The organism is Rhodococcus sp. NPDC003318, assembly GCF_042879035.1.
Lineage (GTDB): Bacteria > Actinomycetota > Actinomycetes > Mycobacteriales > Mycobacteriaceae > Rhodococcus_G.
On the sequence record NZ_JBIAOU010000024.1, the window covers coordinates 1 to 16,442 of the forward strand.

Below are 16,442 nucleotides of genomic sequence, written 5' to 3' on the forward strand. Positions count from 1 at the left end.
GTCGCCGAATCCATCCCCCGCTCCTCCGCCAACACCGCCAACTCCACCAGCTCCCGCGGCCCGAACTGCTCCGCCGACGCCTTGTACCCGAGCTTCAGGACCACGGTGAACCTTTCTGTTGGCTCACGCCCACCATGTGTGCGCGTTTGTGTGCAGCTTCCGCACGAAATAGTGCAATCTAGTGTCGATCGCTGTCAACAGTTGCGCGTGCCGGGCGTATCTTGGTGACGCGGCTATCTTGGTGACGCTCCACCCGCCCATGACCACCGGCAGCCGAGAAGGGAAGATTCGTGTCCGCAGACGCTCGCCGCCGTGAGATCCTGCGCCGGCTCGCCTCGAGCGGGTACCTGGAGGCCAAGGCGCTGTCCGCGGAACTCGACGTGGACGCGTCGACCATCCGGCGCGACCTCGACGCCCTGGCCCGCGACGGCAGGGTGGAACGCACGCACGGTGGTGCACGCGTGGTGGACGGTGCGACGAAGGACGTGCCGTACGTGTTCAAGGTCGGGCTCAACGCTGCCGAGAAGTCCGCGATCGCGCGGGCCGCGGCCGGGTTGGTGCACGACGGCGCCAGCGTGATTCTCGACAGCGGATCGACGACCTACGAGGTGGCGGTGGCGCTGCAGCGCACGAGCGCGCTCACGGTGATCACGAACGACCTGCGGATCGCCAAGCTGGTGGCGGGTTTTCCCGAGGTGCGACTCCTGGTGGCCGGCGGCGAGCTGCTCAACTCGGTCTACACACTGACCGGAGACCACACGGTCGACTTCATCCGGAGCTTCTCGGCGGACTGGGCGTTCCTCGGCGCGGATGCGATCGACCCCGTCACCGGGGTCACCAACACGAACACGCTCGAGGTTCCCGTCAAGCGCGCGATGATGCGGTCGGCGGCACACGTGGCCGTCGTGGCGGATCACTCCAAGTTCGGACGCCGGGCCCTGGCGAAGGTCGCGGAGATCGAGGATGCGGACCGGATCATCACGGACGCGGGACTGAGCGCCGAGCTCGCCGAGCCGTACGGCGAAACCCTGACCATCGCCCCCGGCGCCTGTGCGTGAGTTCGGTGGTTCCAACTACCGAACTCACGCACAGGCGGAGCCTAGATCCGGGTGATGTCCAGTCCGCCCTCCTGGAACTGCGAGCGCAGACGCTTCTTGTCGAACTTGCCGACGCTGGTCTTGGGGACCTCGCCGATCACGGTCCAGTTCTCGGGCAGCTGCCACTTGGCGATCTTGTCGGACAGGAAGTCCCGCAGGGCGTCGACGGTGGTCCCGCTGCCCTCGCGGATCACCACGGCCACCAGCGGACGCTCGTCCCACTTCTCGTCGGGCACACCGATCACGGCGGCCTCGAGGACGTCCGGGTGACCCATGACCGCGTTCTCGAGGTCCACCGACGAGATCCACTCGCCGCCGGACTTGATGATGTCCTTGGTGCGGTCGGTGAGGGTGAGGTAGCCGTCCGGGGTGATCGATCCGACGTCACCGGTGCGGAGCCAGCCGTCGTCGAACTTCTCCGGCGCGTCGACGCCGTAGTAGGACCCGGTGATCCACGGCCCGCGGACCTCGAGCTCCCCGATGCTGGTGCCGTCGTGCGGGACGATCCGACCGGCGTCGTCGACGAGCCGTGCCTGCACCGACGCCGGGAACCGGCCCTGCGTGTACCGGTAGCGCCAGCGGTCGTCGCCCTGCGCGTCGGCAGGCGGACGCGCCACCGAACCGAGCGGGGAGGTCTCCGTCATTCCCCACGCGTGGAGGACCTGCACGCCGTGCTCGCTCTCGAAGGTGTGCATCAGCGCGGGCGGGACGGCCGAGCCACCGATCAGCACTTCCTTCATGAACGAGATGTCCTGCGGATGCTGATCGAGATGCAGGTGCAGGCCCTGCCAGATCGTCGGCACCGCCGCCGCGAACGTCGGGCGTTCCGCGGCGATCAGTTCCGCCAGCGGAGCGGGCTGGAGGAAACGGTCCGGCATGATCAGCGACGCACCGATCATGAACGCGGCGTACGGCAATCCCCACGACATGGCGTGGAACTGCGGCACCACCGCCAGCGCGCGGTCGCCCTGCTTCAGCGCGGGCCCCTCGGTGGAGCACACCTGCATCGAGTGGAGGTAGATCGAACGGTGCGAGTACGCAACACCTTTCGGGTCACCTGTCGTGCCCGACGTGTAGCACATCGCGGCGGCCGAACGCTCGTCGACCTCGGGCCAGTCGAACTCGGTGGGCTGGTCGGCGATCAGGGTCTCGTAGGCGTGGACCTCGACGCCCTCCGGCGCCTCGAGCCCTGCGGTCGAGTCGCCGGTGACGACGATGTGCTTGACGGTGGTCAGCTGCGGAAACTGCGGCGCGAGCAGCGGGATCAGCGTCGGGTCGACGATGATCACCCGGTCCTCCGCGTGGTTCGCCACGTGGACAAGCTGCTCCGGGAAGAGGCGGATGTTCAGGGTGTGCAGCACCGCGCCCATCGACGGCACGGCCAGGTACGCCTCGAGGTGTTCGGCGTTGTTCCACATGAACGTCGCCACTCGCTCGTCGCCGGTCACCCCGAGACCGCGCAGCGCGTGCGCCAGCGCCGCGCACCGTCGGCCGACCTCCGCGTAACTGCGGCGACGTGCCCCGGACTCGGTCCAGGTCACGACCTCCGCGCCACCGTGAACGGTGCTGCCGTGCCGCAGCAGTTGCGCGATGGACAGGGGGGCGTCTTGCATCGTGCTGAACATGAATCGCTCCTCGATTGATCGGTTCGCGCCCATTGTGACCTACTCCACACCGTTGTGGCGCACCGCTGTCGTTCGTGCCGGCCGATCCGTCTCCCACCTGCAGCGATTGCCGCTGCCGCGCGAACTCGGGACACCGTCTCGGCCCGTCCGGTTCGGATTCCGCATCGAAGACTCCACAATGGACACGGAAGGGGCGTGACGGCATGACCGGAGAACTCGAGCAGAACCGCGGTCGGCGGTGGTCCACGGTTCCGGCGCGAGCGCTGTCGGGGGTGCTCGCCGCGGCGGTGATCCTGGCCGTCGGCGAACTGGTGTCGGTGCCGATCGGATCGGCCGCATCCCCGTTCTTCGCGGTCGGGTCCACGACCGTCGATCGAAGCCCCACGTGGGCACGGGAATTCGCGATCACCACGTTCGGAACCAACGACAAGACCGCGTTGTTCATCGGCATGAGCATCCTGATCGTGGCGCTGGCCGCGATCGCAGGCGTCGTCGAGCGCACCCGGCGCCCCTACGGCAGCGCGATCCTGGTGACGCTCGGCGCGGTCGGGGTGTACGCGGCGGCCACCCGCCCCGGAGCGAGCGCCGTCAGCGTTCTCCCGACGATCGTCGGTGTCGGAGCCGGGGTGCTCGTCCTGCGGTTGCTGACCTGCCGGTCGCGCGGCCTCGACGAGGGGCGCGACGATCGTGACACCATGTCTCGCAGGCACTTTCTCGTTCTGGCCGGGTCCGCGGCCGGAGTGGCGGTGGCCGCGGGGGCGGTGGGACGTCACCTGACGGACACGGTCGCCGGGGCGGTGCGCAACCGCATGGCCTTCGTCGCGCCCGCCGGCGCACCGGGCAACGGTGCGCCCGCCGTCGGGCTCGGCACCGACGTCGCCGTGCCCGGCGCCACCCCGTTCATCACCGCCAACGACGACTTCTACCGCATCGACACCGCGCTGCAGGTACCGAAGCTCACCACCGACGGGTGGAGCCTGCGGATCCACGGGATGGTCGAGCGTGAGATGACCCTGACGTGGGCCGATCTGACGTCCCGCATCCCGATCGAACGCACCGTCACCCTCACCTGCGTCTCCAACCCGGTCGGCGGCAACCTCGCCGGCAACGCGACGTGGCTGGGCTACCCGATGAAGGACCTGCTCGACGAGGTTGGGGTGCACCCCGACGCCGACATGCTGCTCTCGTCCAGTTCTGACGGGTTCACCTCGGGCACACCGATCGCCGTCCTGCGTGACGGCCGGGACGCGATGCTCGCGGTCCTGATGAACGGGGAGCCGCTGCCGTTCGAGCACGGGTACCCCGTCCGCCAGGTGGTGCCGGGACTCTACGGATACGTCTCCGCCACCAAGTGGGTCGTCGACTGGGAGATCACCCGCTTCGACCGGGCCCAGGCCTACTGGACTCAGCGCGGCTGGGCCGAGCAGGGTCCGATCAAGACGGCCTCCCGGATCGACGTGCCGGCGTCGTTCGACAAGGTGGCCGCCGGGGCGGTGCTGGTCGCCGGGACCGCGTGGGCGCAGCATCGCGGCATCTCGCAGGTGGAGATCCGGGTCGACGACGGCCCCTGGGAGAAGGCCACTCTCGCCGAGGAGTACTCGATCGACACGTGGCGGCAGTGGACCTGGCGGTGGCAGGCCGAACCGGGCAGTCACACCCTGCGGGTGCGCGCCACCGACCACGACGGGAACGTCCAGACCGGCCAGTTCACGTCCGCGACGCCCGACGGCGCGACCGGCTGGCACGCCCGCTCCGTGATCGTCGTCTGAGCGGAGGTCACGCCAGGGCGAGTGCGATCAGTGCGACGAGCGGCGGCCCGGACTGGCTGATCGCGCCGACCACCCCGGACCCGCGGGGACGGCTCAGCGCCATCCGGTCCGACGCGGCGAGCGCCAGGCCCGCCAGGAACGCGAACGCGCAGGTGTAGATCACGAGCGTGCGCCCGGCGGTGTGCTGTCCCGCCCACCACAGGACGACACCGGCCACCGCCCCCGATCCGAGGAAGAGGTTGTAGAACCCGACGTTGAACGCCCACAACCGGGCCGCCGGAAGATCCTCCTCGGGGATGCGGAACAGGTCCCGGTGGATCGCCGGGCGCGTGAACAGCACGGTCTCCCACACGAAGACCAGCAGGTGGACCGCCGCGGTGACGAGGGCGGCGACCTGCGCGACGGCGTTCACGGCGCACCCGCCTCGCCGGCGAGCACGATCCCGTACCGGGCCGCCACCGCGCCGACGTCCCGCTCGCCGGTCACGCCGGCGAGATCGCCGAAGAAGCGGCTCATGCGGTCACCTGCGCTGATCAGGAGAAACCGCGCGGTCGGGGTGCACACCGTGAAGCCGTTCATCGTCCCGCCGTCGAAGGTGATCGAGTCGCCCGGTCCCAGTTCGGTCTCCGCGTCGAGGAACCGTACCCGAATCCGGCCGGCCAGTATGCAGTACGTCTTCGCCCACGGTTCGCTGTGCAGCGGTTGCGATTCGCCCGGACCGGCGTCGACGAGGAACAGTTCGTGATCGGTCCCGCTGTGCAGAAGGGTGACGATGGCGTCGGGAAGGGTGAGGGACCGTGTTTCCCCGGCGCGCGCGATGGTGGTCATACCTCGACGGTAGGGCGGGCGCCGCGCCGCGCCCATCCTCGAAATCGGGGATGGGCCGCACCGTCGTACGGGCGCATACTGGGACGATGACGTCGGGCACGGTCGAAGTCCGAGCAGAGCGGGTGCGCCGCGAACTCACCGCTCTGGTCGTCGACGGCTCCGACGTTTCCGAGATTCACCGTCGAGCCATCGACCTGGTCGGCGCGTCGGTGCGCAGCGAGCTGACCTGCTGGGCACTGATCGATCCCGAGACCCTCGCGATCGGGTCGATGACCAGTGGCTGCGACCGGATCCCGAGCAGCTACGAGGCGATCCTGGCCGAATCCGAATACGGCGGCAACGATTTCGGTACGTTCGCGGGGATCGCCCGCAGCGGTGACATCGTGCTGCGAGTGTCGGACCTGCCCCGGCGGGCGATCGGGCGAAGCCTGCGGTACTCGTCGGTGTGGCAGCCACTGGGCCTGAACCGGGAGATGCGCGTAGTGTTCGTGGTGAACGGATTCTGTTGGGGTGGAGCTGGTTTCGTACGGTCGGGACCGGAATTCGGGGACGGTGACGCCGAACTGCTGCGTGTGCTGTCACCGATTCTCGCGTCGGTTACGCGCACCGCGATGCGCGGGTCGGCGGCCGCGCACCTCGACGACGAGGGTCCCGCGGTCGTGGTGACCGACGGCGACGGCAACCCACTCGCCCTGACGGACGCCGCGAGGGCCTGGCAGAACCGCTTGGGAGCGGACGCCCCGGGGCGCCTGGAGGTACTGCTGCGCGCAGCGGCCGCGGGTGCCCGGTCGAGCCCCACCGGCGCGTTCCGCACGCTTGTCCGCGACGCCGGCGGCGGGTGGACCCTGGTGAGGTCGACCGGACTGTTCGGGGAGGACCCACCCCGCACGGCGGTCACGCTCGAAGCCGCCCGGGGTGAGGAGATCACGCGACTCCTGTTCGCCGCCTACGCATTCACTCCGCGCGAGCGGCAGGTGTGCCGGGACGTCCTCGCGGGCCACTCGACCACCGACATCGCGCACCGGCTGCAGATCACCGCGAACACCGTGCAGGACCACATCAGGTCCATCTACGCGAAGTCCGGGGTCCGCAGCCGCGCCGAGCTCGCCGCGCGGCTGCGCAGCGAGTGACGGTCAACGGTCACACCCCCTCACGCACCGGCACCCCCGTCCCGACCCGGGACGGGGGTGCCGTCACGGGTTCTGCCGTCTGCCGTGCGCTCACCCGCCGAGGCGGTACGCCCGCCGGGCGTTGTCTGCGCCGATCAGGTGGCCGATGCGTTCCGCATCACCGAAAGACCATGACCCGTCGTCGATTCCGGTGGCCAACACCGCCCCGAGAGCGCGACGGAAGAAGGTCGTGCTGATGGGGAACAGCTCGGGCAGACCGTATCCGTCGGTGGAGAACAACACCGAGCCGAAGGGGGCGAGTTCGAGCAGTTCGGACAGCACCTGCCCGCCGCGTCCGCCGACGTTCTGCATCGCGAGCCCGACGTCGACGAAGACGTGGTCGAACACCTGCGCCAGATACCCGGCGTTGCGGTGGAACGGGTAGGTGTGCAGCAGCATGATCGGGACTCCGCGACCCGCCGTGGCCCGCAGCAGCGGGGTCAGCAGCAGTGGATCGCAGTTCGCCAGGTCCGCGTCGGCGTCGCCGTAGCCGGTGTGGAACTGGATCGGCACACCGAGGTCGACGGCTGTCCAGATCAGGAACCGGGTCACGGTCTCGTCCGCCGACCGGACCGGGACACCGGGGTCGAGTGTCGCCGTCCACCGGGCCGCGGACGCCGCGATCTCGACTTCCGTCGGGCACTGCGGTGCGAGGTCGAGACCGACGCGGTACGCGGCGATCGACTTGAACGCGACCGCATCTCCGGCGGCGGCGAGGCGATCCCGGCAGGCATCGGCGAACCCGGACGGCGCGGTCGTGCCGATCACCTCCTCGGCGACCGACTCGAGCCGGACCACCTCACGTGCCGAGCCGCCGGCCAACCGTGCCAGCTCGGACGGTGTGGTCAACTCGTCCGCCGCGTGTCCCGTGTCGACGAGGAACGCGGCAATCCCGGTGGAGCGCAGCAGCCGTCGCGCGACCTCGTCGGCGCCGAGCGCGCGGCGGCGGGCGAGATACTTCTCGGGCTCGACGCCGACGGGCAGGTCGAGCAGCGGTGCGCACAGGCGGCGCACCGCGAATCCGACGCGGGTGTCGAACAGCGTCCCGTGCCACGGTCCGGGACCGTCCGCCTCGCAGAGCAGCGCCTCGAAGCCCTGCCGGTCCAGGGCCGTGGGCACGATTCCGTGACAGTGGTGGTCGACCAGACCGATCTCCGCCACCATCTCCGTCAGCGCGTCACCGGGCCGCGTCATGCCAGCATTGTGCGCCGCCGCGGCGCGTCAGGCGTACTGCTTGGCGAGCGGTGACGGAAACCGCAGCATCACCCGGACGCCGCCGAGCCACTCGGTGACGGCGTCCGCCTCCGCCTCGAGGGCCCGCCGCGCCTGCGACCCGACGTCCTCGAGCAGGTGCAGCACCACCCGGCCGGCCTCGTCCTGCCACCAGCCGCCGACGATGCGTCCGTCCCACCAGGCCGTCGGACCGGCGTTGCCGTTCGAGTCGAACAGCAGATCCCGGTGCGGGCCGAGGTACCAGTCGCGGTCACGCCACCCCATCGTCGTGGGGTCGAGTCCGGGCAGCAGCGCCGCCCACGGCGCGACCGGCGTGGCCGGTTCCTGGTCGTCGGCGAGGAGATAGCCGATGTCGCGGCCGAGATCGACCTCCACCAGGTCCAGTCCGGCCAGCGCCGTGCGCACGAGGGTGAGGGTGGAGCCGAGCCACCACTTGATGTCGGCCTCGGTGCCGGGCCCGAACGCGCGCAGCCACTCCCGCACCAGCCACGTCGCGCCGTCCACCTCGCCGATCGGGTCGATCGGTGACCCGAGCCACGATTGGGTTGTCGCCCAGCGGTTCCGCGACACCCGCCACGATCCGTCGTTGGTGGCGCGCACGATCCGGCCCTGCGCGGACAGCACCGTCAGCACCCGCGGGCCGACGGACACCTGCCCGCCCCAGCTCTTGCCCTCGCCGTAGGACATGGACCCGCTCAGCAGCGGGATCGCGTCCCGCAGCTCGGTGTACGACCTCGGTGCGGCGCCGTCGAGCGCCTCGAGGACGGCGTCGGCGGCACTGTCCAACCAGCGCGAACCGTCGTCGAACAAACCGGCCTTCTCCACGTCCCGGACGAGCCGGCGCCGCTCCTGGTCCGCGACCCGGCCGCTGGCACCCGCCTGCGCGTACGGCAGCGCCTCCCGGGGGAACACGAACAGCGTCCGCCGCATCGCGAGATGCTTGACCAGCGAACGCTCCTCGTACAGCGCCTTTTCCAGGTCGGCCACCGTCATGCCCGGAACCCGCGCCCGCGCCGAGAGGTAGATCGTGGACGGATCGGTGCCGTGCAGGCAGACGAGGCTGCGCGTCGCGTCGGCCGGGTCGGCGGCCGGGTTGTCCGGTGCCAGCCGATGGCGCAGTGCCAGACGGGTGCGGCGCTCGGCGACGTCGACGGTACGCACGGTGGCCACGACGTCAGACGCCCCGGCCGAGGACAACCCGGGCGCATCCGAATCCGGTCACCGCCACCTCCTCGTTCGTGGACGCGCCTCGGCCCGACGCTCCGGTCCCACCACCCTAGCGCCGGCTCAGCACGGCCGGGCCCGGCGCAGACGGCCGCGCTGTGTCATGGTGAGCCGTGTCCGATTCTCTGCTCGCCGCGCTCCTCGCGATCGGGGCTGCGCTCTGCATCGCCGTCGGAACCGTTGTCCGGCAACGCACGGCAGCGGTCGTGCCCGACGAGACCACCGGCGTCCTCGGACCGATCACGACCCTCGTGCTCAGCCCGGTCTGGTGGCTCGGCACCGTCGTGGGTGCCGCGGGTTACGCACTGCAGGCGGCCGCGCTGGGACTGGGTTCACTGTTGCTGGTGCAACCGCTGCTCGTGCTCTCCCTGCTGTTCGCGCTGCCGCTGGGTGCCCGGTTCGGCGGGCGGCGGATCGCCACCCGCGAATGGCTGTGGGCCGCGGCGTTGACGACGTCGGTGGCCGTCCTGGTGATCGTCGGCGATCCACGACCGGGTGAGCCGCGGGCCGTGACACAGCACTGGATCCTGATCGCGCTCGTCGGCCTGCCGCTCGTCGCGCTCTGCCTGTTCGAGGCGAACCGGCGTACCGGCACGGCGCGTGCCCTGCTGCTCGGCGTGGCGGCCGGGTCGCTCTTCGGGCTCGCCGCCGTGCTGACGAAGGGCGTCGTCCACCTGCTCGGCCGCGGGCCGCTCGCACTCGTGACGTCGCTGGAGCTCTACACACTGATCGTCGTCGCCGTGGTCGCGACGTCGCTGCAGCAGTCGGCTTTCCAGGCGGGTTCGCTACAGGCGTCGCTGCCGGCCAGCACCATCATGGAACCGGTCGTCGCGACGCTCCTCGGGTTCGTGGTGCTCGGGGAGTACCTCGACGCGGACCGCAAGGCCGCCGCGGTGCTCGTCGTCGCGGTCGGCACGATGATCACGGCGACGATCGCCCTGGCCCGCTCGTCCGTCACCGGACCCGACGTCACCGGGCCCGACGGCCCGCAGGCCACCGTGCCCGGTGGTGGGATGTCGCCCTCCCGGGCGGTGGACAGTCGCGACCCGACGGGGTGAACCGCCCCGCTGTGGTCGAGGGGCCGGACGGCGTCAGACGGTGACCGGCTCGCGGTCCCGATCGGCGGCCTCGAGTTCCCGCACCAGCGGCAGCACCTTGGCGCCGAAGTACTCGATCTCCTCCTGGAAGTGCAGGAACCCGGCGAGGATCAGGTCGACGCCGCGGCGGCGGTACTCGACGATGCGGTGCGCGATCTGCTCCGGCGTGCCGATCAGCTGCGTGCGGAAACCGTCGTTGTACTGGACGAGGTCCTCGAACGTCGAGTCCGACCACATGCCCTTCTTGTCGCCGGTCGACGACCCGGCCTGCTGCACGGCGCTGCGGAAGCCCTCGACCGCGGGCCGGTTCGCCTTCTCGACGATCTCCCGCAGGGTGTCGCGGGCTTCCTTCTCGGTGTCGCGGGCGATGATGAAGCCGTTGAGCCCGACCTTGACGTCGCGGTTGTTGGCCTGCGCGACGGTGCGCAACTCGTCGATCTGTGCGGTGATGCCGTCGTAGTCCTTGCCGTTGCTGAAGTACCAGTCGGCGTAGCGTCCGCCGTTGGCGATCGCGGCGGTCGAGTTGCCACCCTGGAACAGCTCGGGGTTGGGCCGCGCGGGGGTGTTGAGGGGCTTCGGCTTCAGGGTGAAGTCGTGGATCCGGTAGAAGTCGCCGCGGAAGTCGACGTCGTCCTCGGTCCAGATCTTGCGGAGCACCTGCAGGAACTCGGCGCTGCGCCGGTATCGCTCGTCGTGCTCGAGCCACGGCTCCCCGAGGTGGGTGAACTCGTCCTTGAACCAGCCGCTGACGACGTTGACGGCGAACCGGCCATTGGACAGGTGGTCGGCGGTGGCTCCGAGCTTGGCCAGCACAGCCGGCTGCCACAGCCCCGGATGCACGGCGGCGATCACCTTGAGCCGCTCGGTGGCGAGGAGCAGGGCGAGCGAGAAGCTGGTGGACTCGTGCTGGAACTCGGCGCCGTAGCTGGCCTCGTAGCGCACCTGGCTCAGGGCGTACTCGAAGCCGTTGTTCTCGGCGGTCCGGGCGAGCTTGACGTTGTACTCGTAATCCCAGCTGGTCCGCTGCTCGATGTCCGAGGTGACCAGCCCACCGCTGACGTTGGGCACCCAGTAGGCGAAGGTGGTCTGGTCGGCGATGCGTTCGGTTGACATGCCGACCGATTCAAGCTGCGACGGCACCCGAGCCCAAGGGTTGCGATCACGTGGATCGAAACCATTAACCGCCCGACGACGGTCCCTCTCGAACACACCGTGACGCGCCTTCCGGGGCGTTCCGCGCTACGGAACGGTCCATTGGTGTGACTCAGACCACCCAGCAGGCTCTAGGCGAAATCCCGGATCTCGCGACGCCGTCGCGACCACAGAAGGAGTACCCATGGAGGATCGTTCCGCGGCCGCGCGGCCGGCGAGTGATTCCGTCTCGCCGAAGGATTCACGCCGCGCGCTCGTGTCCAGCTTCCTCGGCTCGACCGTCGAGTACTACGACTTCCTGCTCTACGGCGCGGCCGCCGGCCTGGTGTTTCCGAAGCTGTTCTTCCCCGAGTCGATGGATCCCGGTCTCGGCGCCACGCTGTCGTTCGTGATCCTGCTCGCCGGGTACATCGCCCGCCCGGTCGGCGGCATTCTCTTCGGTCACTTCGGCGACCGGGTCGGCCGGAAGAACATGCTCTTCATCACCCTGATGATGATGGGGCTGGTCTCGGTGTGCATCGGTTTCATGCCGACCTACGAGACGATCGGGGTCGCGGCTCCGCTGATCCTGGTGGGGCTGCGCATCGTTCAGGGCCTCGCCGTCGGCGGCGAGTGGGCCGGTGCGACGTTGATGGCAGCCGAGCACGTCAAGGACGAGAACCGGGGCATCGCCGCGTCGATCGCCGTGACCGGCGGACCGACCGGGTCCGTGATCGCGACACTGGTGCTCGGCCTGTTCGCGGGCCTGCCGGACGACGCCTTCCTCAGCTGGGGCTGGCGGGTGCCGTTCCTGCTGTCGACGGCTCTGGTCGTCATCGGCCTGTACCTGCGTTACCGGGTCACCGAGTCCCCCGACTTCGCGAAGGCCCGCGCCGCGGGCGAGGTGCACACCGGTGTCCCGATCGTGCGTGTCGTCAAGCGGTACCCGCTGTCGACTCTCTACGGCATCCTCGCCGCCGCCGGTCCGCTGTTCATGCAGGCCCTCCTCGCGGTGTGGGTGGTCCCGTACGTGGCCGCGCAGGGTGTCGTCCCCCGGCAGGACGCGCTGTACATGCTCACCTTCTCCAGCTTCCTGCACATCTTCGCCATTCCGTTCTTCGCGTGGCTGTCCGACCGCTACGGGCGGCGTCCGGTGATGCTGGCCGGCGCGGTGATCTCCGTGCTGCTCGTCTTCCCCATGTTCATGCTGTTCAACTCCGACAGCTACTGGCTGGTGGCGTTGGGCTTCGTGGTCGGCAATCCGGTCATCCAGGCGTCCATGTACGGACCGATCGGAGCGTTCCTCGCCGAGAAGTTCGACACCCAGGACCGCTACACCGGTGTCTCGCTGACCTTCCAGCTCGGCTCCGTGATCGGTGCGGGCACCGCGCCGCTGATGGCGAACTGGCTGTTCCGGCTCGACAACGGCGGCGGAACCAGCAACATCGCGTGGTACTTCATCGGCCTCATCGCCGTGTCCGCGCTCGCGGTCTACCTGTCCAAGGAGACGCTGGCCCGTGGTGTGCGACGGGCGGGACGCCGCAGCGAGAGCGTCGACGACCTCGTCGCCCACGGCTGACGGCCGAGCGGCACTCCCGGTCCGGGTGGGGCATGTCCCCATCCGGGCCGTTCGTGTCATCGGGACATGTTCGGCCCGAACTGACGCAGCTGCGGGAGCGTGGTCACGACGTGCGCGGTGGCACGGTCGCTCAGACACGTGTAGCCGTAGGGGACGTCGCCGGGAAACCGGACGAAGTCGCCCTCGTCGATGGTCACCGGGTCGGTCACCGGGCCGGCCTCGAGCCGGCCGCTGATGACGTAGACGTGGTGGAGGGTGCCCGGCGGCTCGGTCGCGTCGGGTCCCGAGACGCGCGCCCCCCGCTCCAGCCGCAGGATGTGGTTGCGTACGTAGCCCGATCCGTAGACCTCGTCCAGGATCCGCTCGGACCGTCCCTCCGCGGAGGTCCACACGTCCTCGTGGCTGCGTTGGACGAACACCGGGGTCCCCCACTCTGTGAGCAGTCGCCGCGCGGGCATGTCCAGGGCCGCACCGAGCAGTGCGAGCGTCTCGACCGTGGGGTTGCCGACACCCTGTTCGACCTTGGACAGCGTCTGCTTGGACAGGCCGGCGCGGCGCGCCAACTCGGCCAGCGACAGGCCCCGTTCCTGCCGGTAGCGACGAACGTTGCGGGCCACGAGTTGATTGGTGTCCGACACCTTCACCGTCACTTATAAGTTACCGTCGTCATTCTTGACGTACCCCGACGGTCGCCGGGATGATTGTCACGTAAAAGTACCATTTCGTCCACTAAAGTTGTCGCCTCGCGGGCGACGCCACCGGTGGGCCACAGCAATCCCCCGAGGTGGCCGACATGACCATGACTGCAGCAGGCACGCGTGACGACCGGGCAGCCATCGACAAGGCCGTCAGCCTGCTCGCGTGTTTCGGCGAGGACGGCCTCACCGGCGTCGGTGTCAGCGAACTGGCCCGCCGCGCCTCCCTGAGCAAGTCGACCACCCACCGGGTCCTGGCGATGCTCGAACGCAACGCGGTCATCGAACGGATCGGTACGAGCTACCGGCTCGGCACCCGGCTGCACGAACTCGGCCGCACGGTGTACGCCCCGGGACAGGAGGAGCTGCGGGATCTGCTGATCCCGTTCCTCACCGACCTGTACGCGACGACGCAGGAGACCGTCCACCTGGCCGCTCTCCACGGCACGGACGTGGTGTACCTGGCGAAGTTGTACGGGCACCGGCAGCTGCCGTCGCCGGCGCGGATCGGTCATCGCATCCCGGCGCACTGCACGGCGGTGGGCAAGGTGATGCTCGCGTACCACCCGGAGGCCACCGAGGCGTCCCTGAGCGGTGCGTTGCGCCGATACACCGACCAGACCATCGTCGAGCCGGTCGCACTGGCAGCCGAACTCGCCACGATCCGGCGACTCGGCATCGCCGTGGAGAACGGCGAGGTGCAGCGCGGGCTCAGTTGCGTTGCGGTGCCGGTCATCGGGGCGTCCGGACGCCCGGTCGCGGCCCTGTCGGTCTCCGGGCCCACCGGTCGCCTCGACGTGCGCACCCACGCCGCCACCCTGCGCCGCGTGGCCAGCGACGCGGCGCGGGTGTTGCCGACGGGACGCAGGCAGACCGCGTCCCGCTGCCACGCCCTCGCCGGCTGACGCCGTCGACTCAGGTGCCCGGCACGTGGTCGAGGTCGATGTCCACCGCGGTGACCCAATCCGGCTCCGCCACCATCAGACTCAACTCCGCGTCGGCGATGTCGACGTCGACCACGTAGCGGAATCCTGCCGCCTCGGCGGCCGCGATCGTGGCGAGTGCACCGAGCGGTTCCCGGGCCGATCCGTTGCTCACCACCGGGTACACCACCTTGCGGCAGCGCGGATCCGCTTCCCGCACCGCCGGAACCACCACCCGAAGGGCCGCGGTGAGCTCGTCCGCCGTGGCGATGTCGGCGACCCGCACCTCGACGTCGTGCGTGGAAACCGGGTACGCGAGACGCAGTCGCCCGCGCACACATCGAACGAATTCGACTGTCACCGTGCGTTCCCCGTCTCGGCGCAGGACGATCCGCCCCCCGGAATCCGACCACGAGACGACCTCGCCGGACCAGGGCTCGGCGAAGAGCGGCAGCGGGAACGGTGACGGCGCGGTCATCGACCGGCCCCGTCCTCGACCAGCCTGCGGATCGTCTGCTTCTCCAACTTGCCCGACGCGTTGCGGGGCACCCGATCGACGATCTCCAGTCGTTGCGGAAGCTTGTACCGGGCGAGCTCGTTGGCCGCGAAGTCCCGTACGTCGTCCAGGGTGATCGAACTGGTGCGGTCCAGCGACACCACCGCGACGACGGCCTCGCCCCACTTCGCGTCGGGCACACCGACGACCGCGACGTCCGAGACGCCGGGCATGTGCGCGAGCACACGTTCGACCTCGGCGGGGTAGACGTTCTCGCCGCCGCTGATGACCATGTCCTTGAGCCGGTCGACGATGAACAGGTAACCGTCCTCGTCCAGGTAGCCGATGTCCCCCGAGTGGAACCAGCCCTCCTCGTCGAACGCCGCCGCGGTCGCCTCCGGGTTCTCCCAGTACCCGGGGGTGACGTTGGGTCCGCGCACCACGATCTCGCCGCTGGCACCCGGTTCCACGGGCTTCTTCGAGACCGTGTCGACCACCCGGATCTGCGTGTGGGGCATCGGAATACCGGCCGAGCCGAGCTTGTCGAGCGTGCGTTCGGCGGGCAGGTGGGTGGCGAACGGCGCGGTCTCCGTCAACCCCCACGCCTGCTGCAGCCAGATCCCGTGCTCGGAGAACTCCCGGATCAGCGACGGTGGCACGGGAGCGCCCGCCACGACGACCGACCGCAGGTGCGACAGGTCCGCGTCGAACACTCCGGGCACCCGCCGCAGCGCGGTCAGCATGGCCGGCACCACGAACATCGAATTGACCTGGTGTTCCACGAGATCGGCGAGGAACTCGGCGGGGTCGAACGTGCGACGGAGCACGACCGTGCCACCACGCACGATCGTCCGGAGGACGAAACTGTTCAGGGCACCGACGTGGAACAGCGGCGCGGACGCGTAGGTGACGTCCCCGCGGCGCGCATCGAGCCGCGAGTCCACGTTGACCGAGTTCCACCACAGGTTCCCGTGGGTGAGGACGACACCCTTGGGGGTGCCGGTGGTCCCGGAGGTGAACATCAGGATGGCGGGATCGTCGAAACGTCCGGCGGCGACCTGGTCGGTCGGCTGCGCGGAGGCGAGGACGCCCGACCACGGCTCCCAGCCGTCGGTGGTGCCGGTGAGCGGCACCGCGGGGTCGTCGTCGACCAGGAGGAACCGCGTGACCGCGACCGCGTCACGGACCGCGTCGACGGTGGATCGGTGCCCGGCTTCGCCGACGAGTGCGACGGAACCGCTGCGGTCGAGCACGGTCCGCAGTTCGGGGCCCGCGAGCCGGAAGTTCACCGGCACGAACACCGCACCGATTCGCAGGGTCGCGAGGAGGGTGGTCAGGAAGGCGGGGCTGTTGAGTCCCACGTACGCCACGCGGTCGCCCGGCCGCACACCGCCGTCGGCGAGAACCGCGGCGAGCCGTGCGATCCGGTCCTCGAGGTCGGCGTAGGTGAGGTCGACGCCCGGATACCGCAGTGCCACCGCGTCACCGTTCCAGCCGGCGTTGCGCTGCACGGCCGCGGCCGGGTTCACGTCGACGGCGAACCCGGAATTGGCGGGATGCCCGAATGTCATGTCGG

The 16,442-nt window shown here is 69.8% G+C and carries 15 protein-coding genes and 1 pseudogene; 6 read left to right on the top strand and 10 right to left on the bottom strand.

Annotated elements, in window-relative coordinates:
* Positions 1-104 (bottom strand): annotated as a pseudogene (locus ACFYVR_RS23895) (glucose-6-phosphate dehydrogenase (coenzyme-F420)); the annotation flags it as partial.
* 186 nt (positions 105-290) lie between these two features.
* On the opposite strand from ACFYVR_RS23895, the gene ACFYVR_RS23900 reads away from it, so the two are divergent.
* Positions 291-1,058, top strand: coding sequence for a DeoR/GlpR family DNA-binding transcription regulator (locus ACFYVR_RS23900; RefSeq protein WP_387477898.1), 768 nt, complete (start codon positions 291-293; stop codon positions 1,056-1,058).
* A gap of 41 nt (positions 1,059-1,099) precedes the next feature.
* On the opposite strand, the gene ACFYVR_RS23905 is transcribed toward ACFYVR_RS23900, so the two are convergent.
* Positions 1,100-2,722 carry a long-chain fatty acid--CoA ligase gene (locus tag ACFYVR_RS23905; protein WP_387477901.1) on the bottom strand — a complete coding sequence of 541 codons (1,623 nt, stop codon included), beginning with the start codon at positions 2,720-2,722 and terminating at the stop codon, positions 1,100-1,102.
* Positions 2,723-2,925: 203 nt separating this feature from the next.
* On the opposite strand from ACFYVR_RS23905, the gene ACFYVR_RS23910 reads away from it, so the two are divergent.
* The gene (locus ACFYVR_RS23910; RefSeq protein WP_387477904.1) at positions 2,926-4,491 is read left to right on the top strand and encodes a molybdopterin-dependent oxidoreductase; all 1,566 of its coding nucleotides are present in this window, start codon (positions 2,926-2,928) and stop codon (positions 4,489-4,491) included.
* A 7-nt stretch (positions 4,492-4,498) separates the two neighbouring features.
* Here ACFYVR_RS23910 and ACFYVR_RS23915 read toward each other — a convergent pair whose 3' ends face one another.
* Positions 4,499-4,903, bottom strand: a complete 405-nt coding sequence (locus ACFYVR_RS23915) for a DUF1304 domain-containing protein (protein WP_387477907.1) — start codon at positions 4,901-4,903, stop codon at positions 4,499-4,501.
* On the bottom strand, positions 4,900-5,319 hold the full coding sequence (locus ACFYVR_RS23920; RefSeq protein WP_387477910.1) for a cupin domain-containing protein: 420 nt from the start codon (positions 5,317-5,319) through the stop codon (positions 4,900-4,902). The genes ACFYVR_RS23915 and ACFYVR_RS23920 overlap by 4 nt, the downstream gene beginning before the upstream one ends.
* A gap of 86 nt (positions 5,320-5,405) precedes the next feature.
* Between ACFYVR_RS23920 and ACFYVR_RS23925 the strand changes: the two genes are divergently transcribed.
* Positions 5,406-6,449, top strand: coding sequence for a LuxR C-terminal-related transcriptional regulator (locus tag ACFYVR_RS23925; protein ID WP_387477913.1), 1,044 nt, complete (start codon positions 5,406-5,408; stop codon positions 6,447-6,449).
* 90 nt (positions 6,450-6,539) lie between these two features.
* Here the strand turns inward: ACFYVR_RS23925 and ACFYVR_RS23930 are convergent, their stop codons facing one another.
* Both ACFYVR_RS23930 and ACFYVR_RS23935 read right to left on the bottom strand, forming a co-directional pair.
* Positions 6,540-7,682 carry an amidohydrolase family protein gene (locus ACFYVR_RS23930; RefSeq protein WP_387477916.1) on the bottom strand — a complete coding sequence of 381 codons (1,143 nt, stop codon included), beginning with the start codon at positions 7,680-7,682 and terminating at the stop codon, positions 6,540-6,542.
* Between the two features lie 27 nt (positions 7,683-7,709).
* The gene (locus tag ACFYVR_RS23935) at positions 7,710-8,891 is read right to left on the bottom strand and encodes a winged helix DNA-binding domain-containing protein (protein ID WP_387477919.1); all 1,182 of its coding nucleotides are present in this window, start codon (positions 8,889-8,891) and stop codon (positions 7,710-7,712) included.
* 167 nt (positions 8,892-9,058) lie between these two features.
* On the opposite strand from ACFYVR_RS23935, the gene ACFYVR_RS23940 reads away from it, so the two are divergent.
* Positions 9,059-10,003 carry a DMT family transporter gene (locus ACFYVR_RS23940; protein ID WP_387477922.1) on the top strand — a complete coding sequence of 315 codons (945 nt, stop codon included), beginning with the start codon at positions 9,059-9,061 and terminating at the stop codon, positions 10,001-10,003.
* A gap of 33 nt (positions 10,004-10,036) precedes the next feature.
* Here ACFYVR_RS23940 and sfnG read toward each other — a convergent pair whose 3' ends face one another.
* Positions 10,037-11,155 carry a dimethylsulfone monooxygenase SfnG gene (gene sfnG, locus ACFYVR_RS23945; RefSeq protein WP_387477925.1) on the bottom strand — a complete coding sequence of 373 codons (1,119 nt, stop codon included), beginning with the start codon at positions 11,153-11,155 and terminating at the stop codon, positions 10,037-10,039.
* A 223-nt stretch (positions 11,156-11,378) separates the two neighbouring features.
* On the opposite strand from sfnG, the gene ACFYVR_RS23950 reads away from it, so the two are divergent.
* Entirely contained in the window at positions 11,379-12,752 is a 1,374-nt protein-coding gene (locus ACFYVR_RS23950; protein WP_387477927.1) for an MFS transporter, read from the top strand.
* A 56-nt stretch (positions 12,753-12,808) separates the two neighbouring features.
* Here ACFYVR_RS23950 and ACFYVR_RS23955 read toward each other — a convergent pair whose 3' ends face one another.
* Positions 12,809-13,390, bottom strand: a complete 582-nt coding sequence (locus ACFYVR_RS23955) for a helix-turn-helix domain-containing protein (RefSeq protein WP_387478050.1) — start codon at positions 13,388-13,390, stop codon at positions 12,809-12,811.
* A 155-nt stretch (positions 13,391-13,545) separates the two neighbouring features.
* Here ACFYVR_RS23955 and ACFYVR_RS23960 point away from each other — a divergent pair, with 155 nt between their 5' ends.
* Complete coding sequence (locus tag ACFYVR_RS23960; RefSeq protein ID WP_387477930.1) at positions 13,546-14,352, top strand: IclR family transcriptional regulator; 807 nt, start codon at positions 13,546-13,548, stop codon at positions 14,350-14,352.
* Positions 14,353-14,362: 10 nt separating this feature from the next.
* Here the strand turns inward: ACFYVR_RS23960 and ACFYVR_RS23965 are convergent, their stop codons facing one another.
* A complete protein-coding gene (locus ACFYVR_RS23965; protein WP_387477932.1) occupies positions 14,363-14,848 on the bottom strand; it encodes a hypothetical protein in 486 nt (161 codons plus the stop codon).
* Entirely contained in the window at positions 14,845-16,437 is a 1,593-nt protein-coding gene (locus ACFYVR_RS23970) for a long-chain fatty acid--CoA ligase (RefSeq protein ID WP_387477934.1), read from the bottom strand. Before ACFYVR_RS23970 ends, ACFYVR_RS23965 begins: the two co-directional genes overlap by 4 nt.
* Positions 16,438-16,442 lie beyond the last annotated feature (5 nt).

Excerpts from the sequence above, each read along its gene's own strand:
- ACFYVR_RS23905 (WP_387477901.1), bottom strand. The coding sequence starts at position 2,722 with ATGTTCAGCACGATGCAAGACGCCCCCCTGTCCATCGCGCAACTGCTG.
- ACFYVR_RS23910 (WP_387477904.1), top strand. The coding sequence starts at position 2,926 with ATGACCGGAGAACTCGAGCAGAACCGCGGTCGGCGGTGGTCCACGGTT.
- ACFYVR_RS23920 (WP_387477910.1), bottom strand. The coding sequence starts at position 5,319 with ATGACCACCATCGCGCGCGCCGGGGAAACACGGTCCCTCACCCTTCCC.
- ACFYVR_RS23925 (WP_387477913.1), top strand. The coding sequence starts at position 5,406 with ATGACGTCGGGCACGGTCGAAGTCCGAGCAGAGCGGGTGCGCCGCGAA.
- ACFYVR_RS23930 (WP_387477916.1), bottom strand. The coding sequence starts at position 7,682 with ATGACGCGGCCCGGTGACGCGCTGACGGAGATGGTGGCGGAGATCGGT.
- sfnG (WP_387477925.1), bottom strand. The coding sequence starts at position 11,155 with ATGTCAACCGAACGCATCGCCGACCAGACCACCTTCGCCTACTGGGTG.
- ACFYVR_RS23950 (WP_387477927.1), top strand. The coding sequence starts at position 11,379 with ATGGAGGATCGTTCCGCGGCCGCGCGGCCGGCGAGTGATTCCGTCTCG.
- ACFYVR_RS23960 (WP_387477930.1), top strand. The coding sequence starts at position 13,546 with ATGACCATGACTGCAGCAGGCACGCGTGACGACCGGGCAGCCATCGAC.
- ACFYVR_RS23965 (WP_387477932.1), bottom strand. The coding sequence starts at position 14,848 with ATGACCGCGCCGTCACCGTTCCCGCTGCCGCTCTTCGCCGAGCCCTGG.
- ACFYVR_RS23970 (WP_387477934.1), bottom strand. The coding sequence starts at position 16,437 with ATGACATTCGGGCATCCCGCCAATTCCGGGTTCGCCGTCGACGTGAAC.